We start from the raw sequence: 19,987 nt of genomic DNA, 5'->3' as shown, positions 1-19,987 counted from the left end.
AAGCTCCATCGTTGTGCTTATGAAGAGCCCGGATGAGCGTCTGGCTGGTTTCAAAACCATGCACGGGACAGGCCAGGGAACGCCTGCGAAGGTGCTGATGGATTGTCTGTCGAATTCTGCCGATCCAATGAGACCGCCCCCCTTTCACATCTGTAGCGTCGGGCAACAGTGGACAGACGTTGCGGGAGGCATCTTGCAACAGTCACACAGAACGTCGACGATCATTCGGTGGTAGTTCCGTCCATTCCTTGAAACCTGGCAGCCATGGTCCGACGGCCCGGACGTTGCACTCTTTTATCAGCGTGGACGGAATGCCGTCTCAGCCACTGGGCAGTCGCTGAGGGGAAAGTGAGCAACCGGGTGAAGAGATGACGCCGTTGGTTCGGGCCATAGTCCTGATTGGGATGGTGTTAGGTTGCGCCGCCTGCGGTCCATATAAGGCAGGCACCCAACCGTCGCACGTCGATGTTGCCGAATTGAAGTCGGGGCGACTGTCGCGAGAGAAGGTGGTTGAGAGGCTCGGTAAGCCAAGGGCTGTCACAAGAAATCCGGACGGAGGCACGACGGAACGGTTCGAGTTCTATGAAGGCTCCGATTCCACCTGGAAGGGAGCAAGGGTTGTGCTGCATGTTGTGGGCGACGTGGTGACCCTGGGGGCCTGGGAAATCGTCGCGAATCCGATCGAGTTTTTCGTGAGAGGCGGGAGGCTGGTCGGTGAGGCGCAGTTCGACAGCGAGGGAGGATTGCGGTCGTTCATCATTGTAGGTCGAGATGTACGACCGATGGAGCAGGGACAAAGGGAGGGCAAGAGTCCTTCCTAGCAGAGCCTCAATCGTTGCAGACTAGCCTTGCGCATCAGGGCAGTGGGGGTCCTCTCTTGATGATTGGCGAGAGGAGCGCGAGTACCCGGAGCATCTTCTCGCGTTGATTCCCGCTCTGCCGTGGTTATCTTAGAACCAGGAGGAGGTGCAATGCTTCTTGAGGTCGGCAGCCTCGTGCGAGTGTGACTCGCCCTTGTGCAGCCAGCGTGCGTAGGGCGTCGCTTCTGCCTCGGTTGCGGGAGAGGGTTCACGGTACGCGCATCGTTTCTCGGTGCCAGTAGGCACGGCCGTCGATGCGGTCCTTGTAAAGATCGGTGCGCGGGATGATCAGCTAAGAGAGCGACTGAAGGATTGTCGAACTCTTCTCGGCCAGTCGGCAGCCCCGGCGTTCCACATAAGGGCGGGCCGTTTTTTTTTCTCGCCTCGAAAGCCCTCAATCGTACTTGTTGGCCTCTCTCCTCGTAGGTCTGCGGATTCACGTCACAGAAACGCACGAATAGTCCTCAAGAAGGGCAGCGTGCATGGTTTGCGCGTCGGATTGAAAAGCTGAGGAAATAAAAAAGCAGGGCGGAGGCGGGTTCAGAGAGCTCTACAGCAACAGTGGAGATCTCGGAGAAGTTTCAGGCTTCCCGCTTCGCACCTGCGGGCCTGCTCACCACCTCTGCACTCGACCTCGGTGTCCGTCTCTGTTCCTCTCACCGAAGCCTCCGCTCACTTATCAGTTAACGCTGTTTTGGCATTGGTCAAGTTTTACTCCCGCTGGGGGGCCACGCCACAGAGGCCTGTTCTGTCCCTGTAGCATTATAGGGCAGTATCCAATGGCCAGTTAGGACGGCGTTCCGGTTCCCGCCGTCAACACCTTGTTTCACTTCTTGTTATTCTTACCTTCATGTGACGCTCTGTTCGGGATGGCGAGGCTGACTCTGGCACAGCCTATGCTGTCTGTATTAGGAAGGACAGAGCGTGCATTGTTCCGTTTGTATGCCCAAGAGAGGGCGCCTCGTGATGCGATGGTTGGTTGCACTCGATGAATCGGAGTGTTCCGAGCGGATTATCGGATGGATGCGAGCCTTTCCACATGCGAAGCAGACTGTGGTGACCGTGGTGCATGTGCTGGCTCCGTTGGAGGTGCCTGAGAGCATCGGCGTCAGCGGGCAACAGCTGCTGCTGCAGCAGCAGAGCGCGATGGTTGAGGCCTTGCTTGATCGTGTGCGCCGCCTCCTGGAGGAGTCCTTTGCCGACGTAGAAGTGATTGTGCGGGACGGCGTCCCGAGCAGCGAGATTCTGCAGGTCATTCAGGAGCGCCGACCGGACTTGGTCGTCTCAGGCATGCAGGGGCTCTACCGGTCCCCGGGTTTCACGATCGGTGGAGTTGCTCAGCGGCTCCTGTCCTATGCTCCCTGCAGTCTGATGTTGGTGCCCGGCAGGGTGCAGGCCGGCGGCGGGTTGCGAATCATGCTGGCCACGGATGGATCGGAGGATGCGCAGCGTGCGGCAGGTGTGGTGGCGGGTCTTCCCGGGATACGCGAGGTGACGATCGTGAGTGTCGTGCGTCCGCTGGGCGCGGAGAAAGCGGTCCTTGAACGGTTTCAGCCCGAAGAGAGTCGAAGGATGGAAGCGGCGTTCCTGCGTCAACGGCGTGCCGAGGCGCGCAAGGCCATCGCCGGATGTGAAGGCCTGTTGCGGGATGCATCGATCACGGTGCGCGCCAGGGTGATTGCCGGCCATCCGGCCGAGGCCATCGTTCGAGCAGCCCGGCGCGATGCCGCGGACCTGCTGGTGGTCGGATCTCGCGGCCTGACCGGGGTGAAGGCCGCTGCGCTCGGGAGCGTGTCCCAAGCGGTGGCGCAGTTGGCACCCTGTCCGGTCTTGATCGTGAAGCCGTAGCAGAGCAGGACTTGCGCGGGCGTTGGTTGGGAACAGGGAAGGAGACACGGTGGCGGTCGCCCTGAAGGCGTTTCCGATCGAAAAACCTGAGGACGTGAATCTCATTCTTGGCCAGGCCATTTCATCAAGACGGTCGAAGGTCTTCACGAAGCGCTGGTGACGGCGGTGCCGGGGATCAAGTTCGGGTTGGCGTTTTGTGAAGCGTCCGGCGTTTGCCTGGCCCGCTGGAGCGGGACGGATGAAGAATTGGTCGTCCTGGCCAGGACGAACGCATTGGCGATCGGAGCGGGCATAGTGTCATCATCTCGCTGCGAGACTGTTTCCCCGTCAACGTCCTGCCGGTGCTCCGTCAGGTGTCGGAGGTCTGTGCCATCTATTGTGCGACCGCCAATCAGGCGGAAGTGATCCTGGCGGAGATTGCAGGAGGGCGGGGTATTCTGGGCGTGGTGGACGGGGCCGTTCCCGCAGGGATCGAACAAGAGGCCGACATTGCGGAAAAACAGTCGCTGCTCCGTCGGATTGGGTACAAATTATGACCAGGCCGGTTACGAGTGTGGAACTCTGACCCAGCGCAGACTATGAAAAAGCCTCTCTTCATCGTGCACAAACACCGGGCCACGCACCTCCATTACGACCTGCGATTGGAGATCGGCGGCGTGCTGGCATCCTGGGCGGTGCCGAAGGGCCCGTCGCTCGATCCTGGGATCAAGCGGTTGGCGATTCAGGTTGAAGACCATGACCTGGCCTATGCCGATTTCGAGGGCGTCATTGAAGAGGGGGGATACGGGGCAGGGCCGGTCCTGGTGTGGGATCGCGGATGGTTCGAACCTTCGCCGAGGCATGGGGAGACGGGATCGGCCGCAGAAATGCTTCACGAAGGTGTGCTCGATGTCCGCTTTCATGGCAGGCGGTTGAACGGGCGATTTTCGCTTGTGCGTATGAAAGGGCGGCAGGGACAGTGGTTGCTGATCAAACAAGAGGATGACGCAGCCAGGCCAGGCTCCGACATCACCGTCGAGCAGCAACAGTCGGTACTGACGAACCGATCTATCGAGGAATTGGCCGAAGAGGCAGCAGCCGGGACGTTGGCGACTCTCGCTGTCGGCAGCAGGTTGAACGAATGATGGATGAAGGGACAATTTAATGTGGTGATGGGGATTGGTCAGCGGGATGATTTTGAAAGGGTCTCCGTTCGCCGATATGCCATAATTTTTAGATGGCTGGTTTGCATCTGGGGCACAGCGCAGCGGAGATTGCGATCATGAAACAGATTGCGGACATGGTGCAGCGCAGTGCCGACGGTGCGTTGTTGGCAAATGAGGAGGGCACTGTCGTCTTGTGGAACAAGGCGGCTGAACACCTGATGGGGTTCCGGGCCGGTGAGGTGCTCGGGCGTCCTTGCCACGACGTGATACGCGGTATGACGCTCTCCGGTCATCCACTCTGCTCGTCCTCGTGCGCCGTCGGACAGCGGCTCGGCTGCGGCGGTGGAGTCCGTAACTTCGATATCCGGACGCGCACCAAAACCGGGAAAACCCTCTGGTTGAATGTCAGTTCCCTGCCCGTGCCCTCCAGGAAGAAGGACCGGTTCCTGTTCGTCCATTTGTTCCGGGATATCAGCAAGCAGGCGAAGATCCGACAGCTTGTGCAGGAACTGCAGTCTGTGCTGTCCGTTCCCGATGAGCGGCCCGCTCCTGGTGCGACCCTTTCCATTGCTTCGGCGTCGTCGTCAGACAACCTTCCTGATGTGCCGGCCACTTTCCCACTGAGTCGACGCGAGCGAGAGGTGCTGCAGCACCTGGCTTTGGGCGAGCGCACCGCGCGGATCGCGGATGTGCTCTGCATCAGTTCCGCCACTGTGCGCAATCATGTCCAACATATTTGCGACAAACTCGGGGCGCATAGTCGCCTTGAAGCCCTCGCGATTGCCTTCCATCGCGGCACACCCTTCGCGTAACCCGCATCATTCATGGCGCTATGGCGCGACATCGCGTCCGGGGGCATATCTTTCGTCACCCATCATTCGTCAATCGTAGGGCTGCTTTGTCCGGTCGATGCTTGACTATTGACGCCTCGCCGCCATTGCAGGAGAAGCGTTCTTGAGGCATGTGGGCTAGTGCATCTGCATCATGCTTCAAAATGACGCAGCCGGCTCATTGTCCATCGAGCCTTGGCTGCGTAATCTAATATACGTGGAATCAGAACATTCTGTCGGGAGATGGGCGATGGGATGTGAGCTGGGAGGGGCGGGATCAGGATCGTGGCGCAGCAAGTGGGTGGAGGTACCCCATGTGGGTCATCCAAGATATCAGATGGACGGCGACGGTCCTCTTCGTGTTGACCGGTCTCATGGTGGTGGCCTTGGGAGGGACGGTATGGGCGCCGGCGGGAGAGGACGATTGGCTTGCCGCCATGATGCAGGCGGTGCTGATCGAGCAGGCGAACGAAGGACCGTTCTGGGGCACGTTTGCTCCCTATATCGCGCAGCTTGAAATCGTGCGCGGATATCTGCTGAACGAGGATACAGCTTCCGTGTATGCGGCCATGAACCGACTGATGGACATGCTCGAACAACGCGAGAACGGGATCCAGCCGGAGGTGGCGAATCGGTTGTTCGATTACTGCTACCTGGTGACGCCGGCGGAGTATCACGATGTCTCCCGGCATATTGATCGGTTTATCGAGCATCAGTATGGGCAGCCGATTAGCTGATCTGAATCATGTTCAAAAGAGGGGAGGTGTGCCATGAGGACCATCAGAGATGATCCGTTGAGAGCGGTGTTATTCTCGACAGCGTTGGGGCTGGGCATGCTGTCGGGGACAGGAACGGAGGCCGCCAACGCCGCCACGGCAGGTAAAGAAGTTCCTGAGCTGACGATCCAGGTGACCATCAAGAAAATGGAGTTTCATGTCACCGGCTATGGCCGGGAGGGAAATCCGACGGCCATCGTGGTCCGCAATGAAGACGGCGTGACGCATGGATTCTACTCCCCGCTGTTTAAGGACACGCCGGTTCGGTTGGAAGGCGACGGGTACCAGGTTGCGGGGAAAGATGCCCCATCTTTCCGCGTCGATCCAGGAAAGACCATGACGCTTCATTTTACTAAAGGGTCGGCGGAAGCCCCGCTCACGATGATGAGCCCGCTTATGAGGCATGTCATCTGGTGCGACATGCATCCGGACGTGAAGGGGGAACTGTTCATCATCGAACGCCGAGGCGGGTGAGCGGAAGACTGAGTCAGGAGAAAGAAGATAACAGGGTGGAATTATCGTGGCGCAGTGACTCGCAGTGACGCGAGGTTCTCCAGGAGGAAGCCGTGAGTCGTTCACGTTTCAATCAAGGAGGTCCATCATGAAGATCAGAGGACTTACAACCACAGTGCCGGCGGTTCCCCTTGCCGTGGCGGCCATGACGTTGCTCGGCATGGGCATGACGGTGGCGTTTGCGCAAGCCCCTGGCATGGGGGCACCGCCGTCGAAGGTGGAGATCACGATTAAAGATCGGCAGCACGGATACGAGACCGTGGGGCTGACGATGCCGTCGCACGACACGACGATCGTGATCCATAATAAGGACAGCGTCACGCATGGGTTCGCGTCGAATCTGTTCAAGGGGATTCCGGTTCGTGTGGAAGGCGGGGTTGAGGTGGTCGGGAAGAACTTCAAATCGTATCACGTGGATTCGGGGAAGACGATGACGCTTCATTTCGCGACAGCGCCGTCGAAGTTCGATTCGGCCACGGGCATCGCCGAGAGCATGCGTCATGCCCTCTGGTGCGACATCCATCCGGAAGTCAAAGGGGAGGTGTATGTCATCGAAACCAGGGGTGAGGTCGGTGGTGGCTGATCGCACCCGGCTCCTGTAGCCGGAAGGACTCGCAATATGAGCCACATGAAGCCATCCCATTGTGTGAGTGGTCTGGCTACCGTTGTCCTGGCCGGCGCTCTGGGTTTCTGGAGCGCCGCTGGGGCGGCGGAGTTTCACTTTGTGGTGCAAGATCTCGGGGAGAAGCGGGCGGTATGGGTGCCGCAGGAAGTGCTGATTCATCGCAGCACGGACATGCAGGATGGGTTGGTGTTTGTGCTGGAGAATCCGACAGATCGCACTCATGCCTTTGCCGCCTATGGACTGTTCGAAGAGGTGATGGGGGCGGGTGGGGAAGTCAGCACAAAGCCGTTACGGATCAACGTGACGTCGGAAGACAGGGTCCGGGTGCAGATCAGCACGGCCCAATTTGAGCGGGGACAGGCGGAAGCCGGTTCAGAGGAGGAGGCCTATCCGTTCTTTTGTCCCTTACATAAAGGCGACGCGCATCTGGGAGGAACGATTCATGTCTTGCCGTAACCGCGATCAGGATAGAGGACAGGGTTCGCAGGGGTCTCTGTGGGCAATCACGATGAGGAAGCAGAGAAGTCAGGCGAGTCGGTTCGTGGCCGTTACCAAGTGTCGATGGCGGCGGGGTGTGTCGCTGGTGAGTGTTCTTATCGTGGGGCTGACGTGGATGTTGTCGGCCAACCGGATGGCTCACGGCAGCGAGTTCCGTTTTGTCGTAGAGGATTTACCGGACCACTCGGCAGCCTGGCTTCCCAGTGAGGTCGTTATTCATACGGAAACGGACCTCAGGGACGGATTGATCTTCCTTCTCGTGAACCCCACCGCCCGTACACACGTTTTCATGGTCGAGGGGCTCTACGAGCAAGTAGCCGGTGAGCAGGGTGACGTTATCAACAAGCCGTTGCGGGTGACGGTGGCCCCTGAGGACAGTGTCAGAACCCTGGTGAGTCCTGCGCCATGGGAAAGGAGCCGTGAACGAGGAGGCGTCGAGGAGTTTCGTTTTTTCTGTCCTTTGCACAGAGGGGACATTGATATGGGCGGGACGATCCGCATGGTCCATCACGGCGGGACCATCCGGACGGTCCAGTAGAGGATCGTGCGCGCATTTTTCTGGGTGGAATCCAATGGGGAGGGTGATGGTCAGGGAACAAGGGCCATCTGAGAAACCGCTGATACGTCAGAAGTAAGGAGGGGGGTCATGACACCAATGACTATCTCACGGAAGATGAGGGGTGTCGTCCGCTGCGTGTTGCTTGTGGTGCTCGCCCCGCTGGGGGCGATCGCGATGTATCCGGGGTCGGAAGGCTGGGTGGAGCAATTGACCGGGTTCGTCGTCGTGCAGGAAGGGATCGCCTCCGCCAAGGGCGAGCCCGGATCGTTCGATCCCTATGTCGGCCAAGTCACCCTGGTGCGAAGCCTCTATGACCGGGGTGACTGGAAAGGTTCATATATGGCGATGAACCGTTTTATGGACATGTTGGAAAGCCGTGACGGAGATATCAGCGCCAAGGCCGCCGATGCGATGTGGGATTTCTGTTATGAAGTCACCCCGCCCGCCCTGCACGACGTCAAGCGGCACAAGCAGTGGTGGGATAAAACCGTGAACTGGGAGAAATTCTTCTGGGAGGAATAGAGTTGGTCGGAGCTGGATGTCAGGATGATTGCCGTAAGATGGAGGCGAGCGGCGGAATTCCGGGCTTGCGCGAGGAGGAGATCATGCGGATCATCAGAGATATCAGATGGGCGGCCGCATTGTTTCTGTTGCTGACGAGCGTCATTGTCGTTGCCCCCGGTGGACCGGGCGCAACTCTCGCCGGGGAGCAGGACTGGCTCGATGCGATGATGCAGGCGGTTCTTGTGGAGCAGACGAAGGATGGATCTGAGACAAGTCTGTTCTCGCCCTATGTCGCGCAACTGGCGAGGGTACGCGCCCACCTGCTCAACGGCGAGAGTGAGGCGGTATACCGGGCGATGAATCGGTTCATGGAGATGCTCCAAGCGCGGGAGGCAGGCATTTCCCAGGAGGCGGCGGACCGGCTGTTCGATTATTGTTATGTCGTGACGCCCGCGCGCTACCACGATGTCTCCCGGCATCTCCACCGGCTCAGCGGGCATCAGGTTGGTGCGCCATCCGCATGAGACTGCTTCAGGCGAGGAGGCACAGGTCATTCTCCGATTCGTAGGACACGGTTCGAAGGGGGTTGTGTGGGCTGTGGCTCCATGCAAGAATGGGCACCATGTCGGCGGATAGCGGAGATGCTGGACAACGCGAAGCACTGGAAGCCAAGTTTCGCCTCTGGCGGGCCGCCCATAAAACTCCAAGTACGGTCCTCGACGCCCATCGCGAGGTCCTATTGGAGCGCGTCTCCCAATCCATGACCTTCGAAGGCGAGCCCGTGGCGGTTTCTCGCCTCAAAACCCTCCTGGAGCAATCTGGCCCATGGTCGAAGACCCCGGACACCTAGGTTCCACCCGCTCGTTCGAAACAACACAAGGGGCCTTGACCTATCCGGAGCTCTCGGAACGGCTTGCCGTTGCGCTGGCGCGGATTCTCGACCGGATCTTGCGAACCTCCGCTCAGGACATCGTGATTACTCCGGACTGGTTGTGCGAGAGGCACCGCGATTTGGCTGGAGACCTCTTTCCTGACTGGGCGGGACGATTCCGGACGACCGATGTGAAGGTGGGGACTCTGGAGCCGCCTCCGTACTATCAAGTGCCGATGCTGGTGCGGTCGTTCTGCGACGATCTGGCCGAGCGACTGCGCCATCTCCCGGAGGACGACCTCACCCACATTGCCTCATTGCTGGCCTGGGTGGACTGGCGTTTCCAGTGGATTCATCCCTTCAAGGATTTCAACGGCCGCATCGGTCGCTTGACGCTGGCCGCACTCTTGTACAAGCTCGCCCTGCCGCCGGTCGAAACGGCACCCACGGACCCCGATGGGCGTCGTACCTACCTCGATGCCCTGCGAGCCGGTGATGCGGGCGACCTCCTGCCGCTCCAACAGCAGTGGATCGACCGGCTCGCGGCGGCCATTTAAGGCGGCACGGTCACAGCCTCACAAGAAACAATACAACGCCGCCACAATTCCGAAAAACTCGGGCGTGTTTCGCCCGCTCACGCTCATCCAGGGACCGGCCAGCACCCCCACATGCTGGTTCCAACTGTATTCCAGCGCCGGTGCGATGGTGACCAGATTGCTGGCGCCTCGCCCCACGAGTGCCGGTCGGCCTTGGGCATCGAGACCGAGGTCGCCCGAAAAGTGCGTGGCAGTCACGGTTTGGAATCCGATATCAAAGGCCAGCACGAGACGGCGAGTCAGGCTATACTCACCGGCGACTGTAACGGTCGAGACCGCTCCGGGCGTGACCCGCCCTGTTGTGCCGAAGCCTCCGCCGTAGGCGTTAAATCCACGGACAGCGACCGACGAATAGATGCCGTACGTGGCGTTGAGCCGGTACCGCAACACATGCTCTCCGCCGAGGGGAATCGCCTTTTGGAGAGCGATGCCGAACGTGGTCGCGTAGGCGCCGCCTCCGGTCCGTTCCAGGTCGGCCGTCGCAGGGCTGAGCTGGGAGTAGCGGCCGGTGGGAAAGATCTCTTGCACCCAGAGCCGGATATCGGGCACCCAGGATTGCGCGGGACTGCGCCAGGCTTGAACTCCCAGATTCAGCGGCAGGTCGCCGAAGCCGCCGGAGGAGTCGCCGCGCGCGTGGTTGCCGATCCATTGGGGCGCGATTTCGATGTCGAGGGAGTCGGTGAGGCCGTAGATAAAATAGGTTTGCTGAGTGAGGCTCTGGGAGGTGGTGGCCGATTGGAGTCGCCAGTTGTCGTTGTAGAGGCCGCCGTACCGCGTGTAGTACAGATAGGGCTCCACCACGGCTTGCCCTTTGCCGAGACTGGTCCCTCTCGTGGACAGGAGCGTCCCGGTGAACCAGGGTGTGATCTGAGGCCCGTCGGCGGTCGGCTCCCCTCGGGCCACCTCGGTGCCGCAGATCAGGAGGAGGAACAGGCAAAATAACACGCTCGTTGGATGATGACGCCGTGCGCGGATGGTCATGCGATCGGACACGATGGTGAGTGGAATCAGGTCTTGTCCGACCCATGCTACTCCGATCGGCGGGGAGAAAGGGAGCGGGCCGAGAATTACCGGGCGGGATGATGGGTCAGGTCTTCGGTGGGCCTCCGTCTTTCGTGGGCCGTTCCCGCAGGCGGCGCAGGAGTTCTTGAAAGGACGACTCTGCCATGATCTTCGTGAACTGACTGCGATAATTCATGACGAGACTGACCCCATCGACAATGACGTCGTAGGCGTACCAGGTGCCATGCTTGCCGGTGAGACGATAGTCCATCGGCAGGTCCAGCTTGTCGGACACCAATCTGGTGCGGACTTCGGCATAGCCGTTCGCCGTACGTTCAGACAGATAGACCACTCGTTCGCCGGCATACCCTTCGATCCTCGCCGCATATTGATCGGAGAGAAACGCCTTGAAGAGCTGGACGAATTCCTGGCGGTCCCCGTCGTTGAGGGCCTTCCACTGCGCGGCCAATGTCCGCTTGGACATCTCCTCATAGTCGAACCGCTCCGCGATCACCTGTTCAAGCTGGTGACGCCGTTGTTTCGCTTGTGTCGCCGGTTTCAGGTGTGGATCGTCGAGAATATGAAACACGGCATCAAGCGTGGCGCGCACGACAGCCGTGGGAGTCTCGTGTCCGCTGTCCGCCGGTGCCGGGATGGGGAGCAGGAAGAGCAGCCCGGTCAGGAGGGCGACAGGAAGCGTGCCGATGAGGAGCCGAAGCCGGGTCCCTCGCAATGGGGTCTCCTTTGCTCACGCCGGTGCCGCATGCGGCCGGCTTGCATGGTCGAGCACCTGCTGAATGTGGACGTCGATTTGCCTCAACACCGACGGCGAGACGGCATAGCCGTCGCTTTCGTAGGTGAGAATCGGCATCCCCTGTTGAATGCTCAGCGGTTTAAGGATGGCCTCTGAAATCCGGAACGGGAGACAGTTGAACGGCCCGATGAGAATCACGCCGTCATATCCCTCGCGTGCCGCGTCCAGCCCCTTGCCGATGGTGGGCAGGAGTTCTCCCCAGATCGTGTGGGATACGTGCTCCGCGCCTTTATGAAATACGGTGGATGCGACGTTCGGACCTGCCACCAGCAAGCCGGTTTTTTGAAACAGTCCGCGGTAATGTTCCTCGATTCCCTGCAGCATCTGATGGCCGACCCACTGCTGAAGATATTGCTTTCCTTCCGGCTCGAAAATCCTGGTGCAGGCCTTGGCCATGGCCAGGCCTCCCGGTTGCATCCCCCAATTTCTGGCAGTCCAGGCCATCTCGTCGTAGGCGAAATAGAGAAAGAGATCGCTCAGATCGACCGGCTTGAGGATGATGCCTCGTTCGGCATAACGGTCGCGGACACCGTCCATGAAGAACGAACTGAAGCGGGTAAAGAAATCGCCGGCCACGACAACGCGGGGGCAGGTCATCGGATCTTTCGTGCGTGGGAGCCTGGCGAGTGCGTCCACGAATGCGGGCAAGTTGGCGTGAAAGTCGTTCAGCGTTCGCGTCTGTTCCGTGAATTGTTCCCACTCAGCGTGCAACTGCTCGATGCTCCCGGGGGCCCCCACGACCCGAAGCACCTGATCGATTTCCACGAGCACGTCCCCGAGCACAATGGCGGGGGAGAACGATTTCGTCAGGCGTTCCTTGTCGAATCCCAGGTAGCCATTCTCCTCACGGGGATCGAACAAGAACAGGTCTGCCATCCGCTGCTCGATGATAAACCGTTCCAAATAGCCCATATAGGAATCGCTCACGCAGGGGGCCCCGCCCCGCAGCATGTAAAAGCCTGCCACCTCGCCGGGGCGGCGTTGCTCGTGGAGGTGCAGCAGTTGGCCGATACAGATCGGCAGGGGCAGGCATTCGCGACCGGAGGTGTACTGCAGTCCACGGTCCAGCTGTGCACGGTTCAACGGAAGGATGTTGCCGGGGTGCAGCCCGAGCCAGCGGGCGGCCATGGCGACGGCCCGGGTGTGATAGGGAGAAAAGTTGGGAAAATAGATGGTGACCCGTGGATCCGTCAGGTGCACCTGCTCTCCGCTGGAGCGCACGATGTGCCCTCCGGAAATGAGTCGGCAGGGGGTAAAGGTGTCAGCGCTGCTGCGCCGGCTGTCCTGGTAATTGCCGATAATGTCCAGAAAGGCCTCCAACCTCGTCTGGACTCCGGCATCGGCCGTGTGGGCATCGATTTCCAGGATCAGATAGGGCTTTGATCCCAGCTCAGACGCGAGCATGGAGTGGGTAAACGCGTCGATGGTGCAACTGAAGTTGCTGACGCTCAGCAGGAACAACTGAGGATACTGCTTTGCGATGGCCACGGCATTCAGCACCTGGTTGGCAAAATGCCAGGACGTGGGGCCTTCTCCGACAGGCAGCAGGCAGTCGGCGGGAATGGTCGCGACGCCCATGCTCGACAGTTTCTTGCCCACCGATTGCGAGGCTTCCGGCGTGAAGGCGTTGTAGCTGTGACCCGCGAGGAGGATGGCCGGCTTGCCTGCCGCAATGGCTGCTGCGAGCGCCTGTGTGCCCAGCTCACGGAGTGTTCGTTCGGCTTCGGTCTGGGCACGCACGGCTTCCGTCCAGGCGGCTTCAGCCGTCTCATGCGTGGCGCCGAGTTGCTGGACCGCCGTGTCGACCAAGGCTGTGCAGCCCTCATACCCATTGGTGAAATCTAGGACCGGTGAGAGCAGGCGACTGTCGGGAAATGCCTTGGCCAGAAAGTAGGGTTCGGCTTGGGTGATCGGGCAGAGGTACGATTCTCGGCAGTGGTTCGGATGGGGCATGCGCATCACATGAGGAATGAAGATCAACTCCACGCCTCGGCGCGTGAGATCCAGCACGGCGCCATGCGCGATTTGTGCGGGAAAGCAAAATCCGGAATTCGACGAGAGATCGCCTCGCGGGTCCACATCCGAGAGCACGACCTCCATCCCCAGGTGAGTAAAGAAGGTCGAGTAGAGTGGAAACAGCGAGTGGGTCGTCAAGGCTCTGGGAATACCGATGCGGATCTCGCCGGCCGGAGCGGTTACGGTTGGGTGTCCCAACGATTCACGCACGAAGGCTTTGGCGCTTTCGTAGGCGGGGCCGACCCCCCAGTGCTTGCGCGCAACCCGTTCATGTTTCGGCGTGGCTGCGGGCCGGCTTGGCGGCACGTGAAAGAGGACCTCGGCCCGTCGTTCGACGAGGTCCTTGACGCCGGCCGTGCGCGCCTTTCGTTTCCAGACATTTTCGTACAGGCTGCAGCGGCCGCCGAACGGAAAGCGGCGGCCGGCGACCATGAACCGGTCGATCGTGCAATACATCTTGCAGGCCCCGCAGGTGAAGTGGCCGACCAGCTGCATCTCCGGCGAGCCAAGTGTGTGCAGATCGACGGGGGAGCCCAAGACGGATCCGGATCGCGTTAACGCGAGCAACGCGACTCCCAGCGCGCCAAGGAGTTCGGGACTGGGGGGAATCACCACGGGCCGGCCTACGCTGTGGGCGAACGCATGTCCGACGGCGTGGTTCAAGGCGACACCGCCTTGCAGGAAGACCTTTTTGCCGACGTAGCGAGGTCCCTTCACGCGGTTGAGATAGTTGGCGGCAATGGCATAGACCAGTCCGGCCACGATGTTGTCGCGGGGATGTCCTTTCTGCTGGGCCAGACGGATATCGGAGTTGATGAAGGCCGCGCAGGTCGCCTTGAACTGCACGGGAGCGGGTGCCGCGATGGCGAGGTCGGCGATGCCGGACACGGTGATGCCGAGATCACTCTGGGCGCTCTCTTCGAGGAAGGAGCCTGTGCCGGCTGAGCAGGCGTTGTTCATCGCATAGTCGATGGGCACGCCATTGCGCAGATAGATGTATTTGGAATCCTGCCCGCCGATCTCAAAGATCGTGTCCACGGTCGGGTCAAAATGCGTCGCGCCCGCCGCATGGGCGGAAATTTCGTTATAGACATGTTCGGTGCCGAGATAGGCGCCGGCCAGTTCACGAGCGGAGCCGGTGGTGCCGATCAACCCAATCGGGCGGTTCCCCACCGCGTCAATGAGGGCGCGCAGGCATTCCCGTGTGGCCGCGACGGGATTCCCCTTGGTGCGCCCGTAATGGGAGGCCACTACCTTACGCGTTGACGGATCGAGCAGGACAGCTTTGGTCGTCGTCGAGCCGGCATCGACGCCGAGGACCAGAGGCCCGTCCGGCGGTGCTTGCAGGGGCGGGCTATCGATGACCTGCACCCGTTCACCGTAGGCATGGAGCGGCGGGAGGTGCCCCAGTTCGGGCGGCGCGGCAAAGGCGGGGGACCGATGGTGCGGATCGTCGCGCGTGAGGAGCGCGGTGCCCCAGGCTTCAAACCAGGGACTTTCCGGCAGGACGACAAATTCCGTGTCGGGCAATTTGTTCCGCAGCGCCGCCAGCATCGCGTCATTACGGGTTACCCCGCCGATCAGCAGCACCCGCTTGGGCGCACGCACGCCTTTCTCCAGCAGGGCGATCACTTTGTTGGCCATGCTGTCGTGGAGCGTATGGAGAATGTCCTCGGGGGTAGCTTCGTTGCGGTTGAGCTTGTGGGTGATGTCGGATTTGCAGTGGACCGAACAGCGCGAGGCCAACGGGACCACCTTGCCGTCGAACGACCGGCGGACCGCCTCCTCCATGCCGAGCCCCATCCGGCCGATCTGTTGCACGAAGAATTCGCCGCTTCCCGCGGCGCATTTGTTGTGCGACAGGACGTTGGTCAGCTTGCCCTCGACCAGCAGGTACACTAAGAACGATTCGCCGCCGAGCGAGGCCACCGCGTCGAACGTGTCGTCTACCTCCTTGAGCGCCCGCTGAATCGCGGCCACCTCCGGCACCTGCCCGAGTTGACCGGACACCCCGAAGTATTCCGCATCGGCAAACTCCGGGCGGGCCAGCACCTCATGGAGAATTTCGAGCGGTCGGCCTTGATGGGCTATGACGGTGGCGGTTCTGGCGTCACCGCGTATGGTGGCCACCTTGACCGTCAGGGCTCCGATGTTGATGCCGACGTACGACATGGTGGGATCCTTCGAGAGATCTCTGATGTTCCGATTTGCTGCATCTCTGTGAGTACTCACAGAGATGCAGCAAATCGCATACCCGAGCCCCGGGGAGCGGTGATGTCGTGATGCGGGCCTGCCGCTCGATAGGGTCGCGCCACCACTGTTTACGATGGGGAGGTTTGGGGGCAGATGCCTCAGTCGCGTGGCTGCTGCTGTCGCAAATAGGGACAGGGGAAAGCCCTGTCATTCAGCGGGTAGGTCTTTGAACAGATCGTCGAGCATGTGCGTCCACAAACGGCGGGCGATCTCATCGAAGGGAATGCGGAATTCACGCACGTCTTCGCCGGCCAGCGTCGCTTCACCGGACCCTTCCCAGACGATATCTCCCGTCCTCGTATCCCATAGCTGCAGGCTGAGGCGCAGCATGGTGACCCGAGTTTGGAGGACCCGCAAGCCGAAGAACGAAAAGCGTCCGGACATGGATTGACTGAACGCAGCAAGGCTGGGCTGAAAGACATAGCCGGCCTGGAGCGCCATGCCGAGTTCCTGTAACCCTGCCCGGTTGAGGATGCCGGTTTTGGCATAGGCAGCAACCATGTCTGCGTACGTCGGGGTCAACCCTCCCCGATTGATGCGATTCAGGGATTCGTGCGCCGGGAGTGCGGTGATCTGGGTGGGGCGCTGCTCCAAGGCGCTCGACAGCGAACGCGAGACTTGATGGGCATACCCTTCTAATCCGAATCCCACGACGGCGTTCAACACCGCCGCCCGCTCCTGTTTCAGTGTGGCCGGGTCAAACGATGTGGTCGTGCGATGAAAGGCTGTTGCTTCTCCCCATTGCTGCAGGGGGCCGACGCAACCGGTGCAGAGCCAGAGTCCCGTGACCAGTAGTACGCGAACAATTGATTGCGCCACGCACCCTCCCTTCGACGAGGCGGTCACTCGGCAACCTCCCAGCATCCTGTATGCAATGGCCGGTCCTGTTCCTTCGCAGGCGGGCTGCGGAAATCCGCCACAAGCGCGTTGGTGGTGCTGCTGCGAAAGGGCACAGAGATGTCTTGAACATGAAACTGCAGCGAGCCTCCTTGAATCGGGTTCGATGTCCGGCTGGTTAGCCATGTCGGCGAGTTTGCTCAGCAAACAGACCCTTGCCCTCAACCGGGAGGGGGATGGAGATCGGCAGGCACTACGATTGCTGACTCAGCAGCATGAGCCTGAGTGACACGTCAGAGGAGGGTGCCATGACCTTGACCATGCCGGATGCATTGCGGCTACTTGAGCTGTTTCACCAACGAGATTATGCCCAAGCCAGACCCCATCTGTACGTGAAGTCGTTGAAGTCGAATAACTGGGTCCGGCCCAAAGGGATGCGAGTCATTCCGTCAAACCTCGACATCGAAGTCCTGGGCCTGGAAAGCGAGCAATGGGAAACGATTCCGTTCAAGGATGTGAGTTTTGGGCTGTGGTAGCTGGCGGCCATCTGTCGCCTGACCTGATTTAGGGGCGTATGCTTGTGTCTGGTGGAGGGGTGCGATGGAGGTGAGGGACGCCATATACAGCCGCCGCTCCGTGCGAGCGTACAGCGACCAGCCGGTCGACAGAGCGACAGTCGAAGCACTCCTCAAAGCCGCGACCCAGGCTCCCAGCTCGATGAATGAACAACCCTGGGCGTTTGTGATCGTGCAAGACCCGAGGCAGCTCACGCTTTGGTCGGAGCGGATCAAAGGCTACGTGTTCCAGCGCCTCCAGCCCGATTCTCCACTGACCAAGTATCGTGACATGCTCGCCAGCCCCGACTATCACGTGTTTCATCGGGCCGGCACCCTCATCATCATTTGTGCAAGGCCCGGTGCACACAACGGAGAAGAAGATTGTTCATTGGCCGCGCAAAACCTGATGTTGGCGGCCCATGCGATGGGGTTGGGGACCTGTCCGATCGGATTTGCACGGCCATGGTTGAACCGGGCGAAGAGCAAGCGCGAGCTCGCCATTCCGGCAACCTATAAGGTGGTGTTCCCTGTCATCGTCGGTTATCCCAAGGGCGAGACAGCTGCAGTGGCCAGGAAAGAACCGGAGGTTCTGCTGTGGCGATGACATCGGGTAAAAAGGAGCCTCGCTCTGTGAACGCCACAGGTCAGAAGGGGAACAACACAATCCGTTTAGCTGTGGTCGGGTTCGGGAAAGTAGGGAAGGCCTGTGCAGAATCCTTGATCGAGAGCAAGGACCTCGTCTTGGCGGCGATCGTTCGACGCCTGGATAGTCTTGCCCAAGTATTGCCTGACGCCTTCAGCAAGATTCCGATCGTCTCTCACACGGCGCAGGTTCAACAGGTGGAGGGGGCGCTCCTCTGCGTGCCGATGGCGCAGGTCCTTGATACGGCGCACGAGTGTCTGCAGCATGGCATCCCCATCATTGAATCCTCTGTGCTGCACGGGGAGGCCTTTCAAGCCCATCGGGACGCGATGCACCGGCTCGCGATGCGCTACGAGGTGCCGGCCATTGTGGGGGCGGGGTGGGATCCGGGGGCGCTGTCCTTCCTGCGGTCCCTCTTCGCGCTTCTGGTTCCGGAGGGAAACATCGAGATCAGGCATCGTGTGGCGGCGAGTCTTCGTCATACGGCGATGGCCCGGCAGGTGGTTGGCGTCAAGGAAGCGCTTTGCACGGAACAGCTTGCGGCAGACGGAACACGACAGCGGTATGTCTATGTGGAATTGGCGAAGGGGGTTGATCCTGATCGGGTGGCTGCCGCAATTCGGGCCGATCCGCTGTTTTTCGGAGAAGAGACCTTGGTGTTTCCGGTCGAGAGTATTGCCGCGCTTGAGCAGGAGGGGCGTGGCATCGTGCTGGAGCGGCGGAGTGCGCCGGGGAGCTCGGGGCATCAACGGTTTCTGTTCGAAGCCCGCTTCGATGAATCCCTGTTGACGGCGCGCATGATGCTGGCTGCCGCCCGCGCGTTGCCGGGGCTGAAGCCAGGCGCACATTCCCTCTTCGACCTGCCGATCAGCGCCTTGTGGGGAGAGCAGGCTCACAACGCGGAACGGTCGTGGCTGTAGGTTCGGCTCATAGCCACATGATCCCAGGGAGGTGCCGAGGGTGCAAGAGCAACCTATTCTGAAAGAAGTCCGTGCCGCATTCGAACATGAGCCACGCATCAACCTGCGCAAGTATCCCATTCACATGGCCTTCGCTGAGGGCGTGCTCACCCTGGAGGGAGAAGTCGAGCATGTGGCAGCGAAGAAACTGGCCATGGAACTGGCGATTGCGGTTCGAGGCGTCACAGGCATCGTGGATCGATTGCACGTGACGCCTTCCATGCGCATGGGCGACGGGGCGATTTTGGATGCGGTGCGCGATGTGTTGCTGCAAGAGCCCTGTCTGCAGACCTGCACGATCCAAGTGAAGCATAAGGGAACCTGGGAAACCGTCAGAGAGGTCACCGCGAATCCGCACGGGGTGATTCAGGTCTCCGTCAGAGACGGGGTCGTGCTCCTGGATGATCATGTCACCAGCCTCACTCAGAAGCGGCAGGCAGGCTTGCTGGCCTGGTGGGTGCCAGGGAGTCGGGATGTCATCAACGGCATGGAGGTGGTCCCGCCGCAGGAAGACTCCGATGAGGACCTTGCGGAATCCGTGCGCCTGGCGTTGAAAAAGGATCCCTTCGTCAATGTCGAGCGCATCCGTGTGACCGTCGAAAAGGCGGTGGTCACGCTGGAGGGTGATCTGCCTTCGTCTCCCCAGAAGGACATGGCGGAGTGTGATGCCTGGTATGTGTTCGGCGTGGACAAGGTCGTCAATCGCCTCGAAGTGAGAGCACCATGAACAGTGTCCGGGCGATCACGCTGCTGGCGTTGTGGGTTGTGGGAGCCGCTGTGGCCGGTTGTACCGGAGCTGCGGTGATCCCGCCCAATCTGGAGGAGCGCGTCGATCGCAGCCTGTCGTTCGATCAGTTGAAAGAGGCGCCTGCGTCGTACCAAGGTCGTTTCGTCGTCCTCGGGGGAAGCGTGTTGTCCGCCAGACGATTGAAGGATGCCACTCGCATTGAACTGCTCCAGTTGCCGTTGGATAGTTCACTGGAGCCGACCGGGCGCCCGATCGATTCACGAGGGCGTTTCCTGGCTTTCCAAAAAGCGTTTCTAGACCCCGCCGCTCTTGCACCAGGGACTCGCGTGACGGTGGTCGGAGAAGTGACGGGAGCGGTCACGCTGGCGCTTGACGAGATCGACTATGTCTATCCGACGCTGGACGTCCACGCGATCACGATCTGGCCGGTCCAAGCGCCGGCATACTGGTACCGTCCGTTTCCGTATGTCGGCGGCTATTGGGGCCCTTACTGGGGTCCCTACTGGGGGCCCTATTGGGCTCCATGAGGATGA

General features: G+C 60.5%; 23 protein-coding genes and 1 pseudogene. 20 read left to right on the top strand and 4 right to left on the bottom strand.

The genetic code is table 11. From position 1 onward, the window contains the following. The first annotated feature begins 368 nt into the window (after window positions 1-368). The 14 genes and pseudogenes from KJA79_RS14300 to KJA79_RS14230 all read left to right on the top strand — a co-directional run bounded on the left by KJA79_RS14300 (window position 369) and on the right by KJA79_RS14230 (window position 9,586). Window positions 369-821, top strand: a complete 453-nt coding sequence (locus tag KJA79_RS14300) for a hypothetical protein (protein ID WP_213042725.1) — start codon at window positions 369-371, stop codon at window positions 819-821. Window positions 822-1,826: 1,005 nt separating this feature from the next. Continuing rightward, on the top strand, window positions 1,827-2,708 hold the full coding sequence (locus tag KJA79_RS14295; RefSeq protein WP_213042724.1) for a universal stress protein: 882 nt from the start codon (window positions 1,827-1,829) through the stop codon (window positions 2,706-2,708). Between the two features lie 61 nt (window positions 2,709-2,769). Continuing rightward, window positions 2,770-3,244: pseudogene (locus tag KJA79_RS23180) on the top strand (adenosine-specific kinase). Window positions 3,245-3,286: 42 nt separating this feature from the next. Continuing rightward, on the top strand, window positions 3,287-3,832 hold the full coding sequence (locus KJA79_RS14280) for a DNA polymerase ligase N-terminal domain-containing protein (RefSeq protein ID WP_213042723.1): 546 nt from the start codon (window positions 3,287-3,289) through the stop codon (window positions 3,830-3,832). Between the two features lie 92 nt (window positions 3,833-3,924). Further along, a complete protein-coding gene (locus KJA79_RS14275) occupies window positions 3,925-4,665 on the top strand; it encodes a helix-turn-helix transcriptional regulator (RefSeq protein WP_213042722.1) in 741 nt (246 codons plus the stop codon). Window positions 4,666-4,997: 332 nt separating this feature from the next. Next, window positions 4,998-5,420: a hypothetical protein gene (locus KJA79_RS14270; protein WP_213042721.1), complete on the top strand. Its 423-nt coding sequence runs from the start codon at window positions 4,998-5,000 to the stop codon at window positions 5,418-5,420. Between the two features lie 33 nt (window positions 5,421-5,453). Continuing rightward, window positions 5,454-5,933: a hypothetical protein gene (locus KJA79_RS14265; protein ID WP_213042720.1), complete on the top strand. Its 480-nt coding sequence runs from the start codon at window positions 5,454-5,456 to the stop codon at window positions 5,931-5,933. A gap of 127 nt (window positions 5,934-6,060) precedes the next feature. Next, window positions 6,061-6,555, top strand: coding sequence for a hypothetical protein (locus KJA79_RS14260; protein ID WP_213042719.1), 495 nt, complete (start codon window positions 6,061-6,063; stop codon window positions 6,553-6,555). A gap of 36 nt (window positions 6,556-6,591) precedes the next feature. Next, complete coding sequence (locus KJA79_RS14255; RefSeq protein ID WP_213042718.1) at window positions 6,592-7,053, top strand: hypothetical protein; 462 nt, start codon at window positions 6,592-6,594, stop codon at window positions 7,051-7,053. 127 nt (window positions 7,054-7,180) lie between these two features. Then, complete coding sequence (locus KJA79_RS14250; protein WP_213042717.1) at window positions 7,181-7,633, top strand: hypothetical protein; 453 nt, start codon at window positions 7,181-7,183, stop codon at window positions 7,631-7,633. 108 nt (window positions 7,634-7,741) lie between these two features. Next, window positions 7,742-8,176: a hypothetical protein gene (locus tag KJA79_RS14245; protein WP_213042716.1), complete on the top strand. Its 435-nt coding sequence runs from the start codon at window positions 7,742-7,744 to the stop codon at window positions 8,174-8,176. An 83-nt stretch (window positions 8,177-8,259) separates the two neighbouring features. Beyond that, a complete protein-coding gene (locus KJA79_RS14240) occupies window positions 8,260-8,682 on the top strand; it encodes a hypothetical protein (RefSeq protein WP_246507661.1) in 423 nt (140 codons plus the stop codon). Between the two features lie 98 nt (window positions 8,683-8,780). Next, entirely contained in the window at window positions 8,781-9,008 is a 228-nt protein-coding gene (locus tag KJA79_RS14235; RefSeq protein ID WP_213042714.1) for a hypothetical protein, read from the top strand. Continuing rightward, window positions 8,984-9,586, top strand: coding sequence for a Fic family protein (locus KJA79_RS14230; RefSeq protein WP_213042713.1), 603 nt, complete (start codon window positions 8,984-8,986; stop codon window positions 9,584-9,586). The genes KJA79_RS14235 and KJA79_RS14230 overlap by 25 nt, the downstream gene beginning before the upstream one ends. A gap of 18 nt (window positions 9,587-9,604) precedes the next feature. On the opposite strand, the gene KJA79_RS14225 is transcribed toward KJA79_RS14230, so the two are convergent. The 4 genes from KJA79_RS14225 to KJA79_RS14210 all read right to left on the bottom strand — a co-directional run bounded on the left by KJA79_RS14225 (window position 9,605) and on the right by KJA79_RS14210 (window position 16,529). After that, window positions 9,605-10,606, bottom strand: a complete 1,002-nt coding sequence (locus tag KJA79_RS14225; RefSeq protein ID WP_213042712.1) for a hypothetical protein — start codon at window positions 10,604-10,606, stop codon at window positions 9,605-9,607. A gap of 106 nt (window positions 10,607-10,712) precedes the next feature. Further along, the gene (locus tag KJA79_RS14220; protein WP_246507660.1) at window positions 10,713-11,360 is read right to left on the bottom strand and encodes an MlaC/ttg2D family ABC transporter substrate-binding protein; all 648 of its coding nucleotides are present in this window, start codon (window positions 11,358-11,360) and stop codon (window positions 10,713-10,715) included. 15 nt (window positions 11,361-11,375) lie between these two features. Further along, window positions 11,376-15,629 (bottom strand): acyl-CoA dehydratase activase, encoded by a 4,254-nt coding sequence (locus tag KJA79_RS14215; protein ID WP_213042711.1) that lies wholly within the window; start codon window positions 15,627-15,629, stop codon window positions 11,376-11,378. A 228-nt stretch (window positions 15,630-15,857) separates the two neighbouring features. Then, window positions 15,858-16,529, bottom strand: coding sequence for a hypothetical protein (locus tag KJA79_RS14210; RefSeq protein WP_213042710.1), 672 nt, complete (start codon window positions 16,527-16,529; stop codon window positions 15,858-15,860). 184 nt (window positions 16,530-16,713) lie between these two features. Here KJA79_RS14210 and KJA79_RS23030 point away from each other — a divergent pair, with 184 nt between their 5' ends. From KJA79_RS23030 to KJA79_RS14185, 6 genes are all read left to right on the top strand, one after another. Further along, complete coding sequence (locus tag KJA79_RS23030) at window positions 16,714-16,836, top strand: hypothetical protein (protein ID WP_281412690.1); 123 nt, start codon at window positions 16,714-16,716, stop codon at window positions 16,834-16,836. Between the two features lie 19 nt (window positions 16,837-16,855). Continuing rightward, complete coding sequence (locus KJA79_RS14205) at window positions 16,856-17,083, top strand: hypothetical protein (protein ID WP_213042709.1); 228 nt, start codon at window positions 16,856-16,858, stop codon at window positions 17,081-17,083. 64 nt (window positions 17,084-17,147) lie between these two features. Continuing rightward, complete coding sequence (locus KJA79_RS14200) at window positions 17,148-17,708, top strand: nitroreductase family protein (protein ID WP_213042708.1); 561 nt, start codon at window positions 17,148-17,150, stop codon at window positions 17,706-17,708. Window positions 17,709-17,734: 26 nt separating this feature from the next. Further along, complete coding sequence (locus KJA79_RS14195; RefSeq protein WP_246507657.1) at window positions 17,735-18,667, top strand: NAD(P)-binding domain-containing protein; 933 nt, start codon at window positions 17,735-17,737, stop codon at window positions 18,665-18,667. A gap of 40 nt (window positions 18,668-18,707) precedes the next feature. Further along, window positions 18,708-19,433, top strand: coding sequence for a BON domain-containing protein (locus KJA79_RS14190; protein WP_213042707.1), 726 nt, complete (start codon window positions 18,708-18,710; stop codon window positions 19,431-19,433). Continuing rightward, window positions 19,430-19,981: a Slp family lipoprotein gene (locus KJA79_RS14185; protein WP_213042706.1), complete on the top strand. Its 552-nt coding sequence runs from the start codon at window positions 19,430-19,432 to the stop codon at window positions 19,979-19,981. Before KJA79_RS14190 ends, KJA79_RS14185 begins: the two co-directional genes overlap by 4 nt. The last annotated feature ends 6 nt before the right edge of the window (window positions 19,982-19,987 follow it).

Origin of the sequence: Nitrospira defluvii, assembly GCF_905220995.1 — a bacterium.
Taxonomy (GTDB): domain Bacteria; phylum Nitrospirota; class Nitrospiria; order Nitrospirales; family Nitrospiraceae; genus Nitrospira_A; species Nitrospira_A defluvii_C.
This window is presented reverse-complemented; position numbering and strand designations above follow the sequence as displayed.

Excerpts from the sequence above, each read along its gene's own strand:
- KJA79_RS14300 (WP_213042725.1), top strand. The coding sequence starts at position 369 with ATGACGCCGTTGGTTCGGGCCATAGTCCTGATTGGGATGGTGTTAGGT.
- KJA79_RS14295 (WP_213042724.1), top strand. The coding sequence starts at position 1,827 with ATGCGATGGTTGGTTGCACTCGATGAATCGGAGTGTTCCGAGCGGATT.
- KJA79_RS14280 (WP_213042723.1), top strand. The coding sequence starts at position 3,287 with ATGAAAAAGCCTCTCTTCATCGTGCACAAACACCGGGCCACGCACCTC.
- KJA79_RS14275 (WP_213042722.1), top strand. The coding sequence starts at position 3,925 with ATGGCTGGTTTGCATCTGGGGCACAGCGCAGCGGAGATTGCGATCATG.
- KJA79_RS14270 (WP_213042721.1), top strand. The coding sequence starts at position 4,998 with ATGTGGGTCATCCAAGATATCAGATGGACGGCGACGGTCCTCTTCGTG.
- KJA79_RS14265 (WP_213042720.1), top strand. The coding sequence starts at position 5,454 with ATGAGGACCATCAGAGATGATCCGTTGAGAGCGGTGTTATTCTCGACA.
- KJA79_RS14260 (WP_213042719.1), top strand. The coding sequence starts at position 6,061 with ATGAAGATCAGAGGACTTACAACCACAGTGCCGGCGGTTCCCCTTGCC.
- KJA79_RS14255 (WP_213042718.1), top strand. The coding sequence starts at position 6,592 with ATGAGCCACATGAAGCCATCCCATTGTGTGAGTGGTCTGGCTACCGTT.
- KJA79_RS14245 (WP_213042716.1), top strand. The coding sequence starts at position 7,742 with ATGACACCAATGACTATCTCACGGAAGATGAGGGGTGTCGTCCGCTGC.
- KJA79_RS14240 (WP_246507661.1), top strand. The coding sequence starts at position 8,260 with ATGCGGATCATCAGAGATATCAGATGGGCGGCCGCATTGTTTCTGTTG.
- KJA79_RS14235 (WP_213042714.1), top strand. The coding sequence starts at position 8,781 with ATGTCGGCGGATAGCGGAGATGCTGGACAACGCGAAGCACTGGAAGCC.
- KJA79_RS14230 (WP_213042713.1), top strand. The coding sequence starts at position 8,984 with ATGGTCGAAGACCCCGGACACCTAGGTTCCACCCGCTCGTTCGAAACA.
- KJA79_RS14225 (WP_213042712.1), bottom strand. The coding sequence starts at position 10,606 with ATGACCATCCGCGCACGGCGTCATCATCCAACGAGCGTGTTATTTTGC.
- KJA79_RS14215 (WP_213042711.1), bottom strand. The coding sequence starts at position 15,629 with ATGTCGTACGTCGGCATCAACATCGGAGCCCTGACGGTCAAGGTGGCC.
- KJA79_RS23030 (WP_281412690.1), top strand. The coding sequence starts at position 16,714 with ATGTCCGGCTGGTTAGCCATGTCGGCGAGTTTGCTCAGCAAACAGACC.
- KJA79_RS14205 (WP_213042709.1), top strand. The coding sequence starts at position 16,856 with ATGACCTTGACCATGCCGGATGCATTGCGGCTACTTGAGCTGTTTCAC.
- KJA79_RS14200 (WP_213042708.1), top strand. The coding sequence starts at position 17,148 with ATGGAGGTGAGGGACGCCATATACAGCCGCCGCTCCGTGCGAGCGTAC.
- KJA79_RS14185 (WP_213042706.1), top strand. The coding sequence starts at position 19,430 with ATGAACAGTGTCCGGGCGATCACGCTGCTGGCGTTGTGGGTTGTGGGA.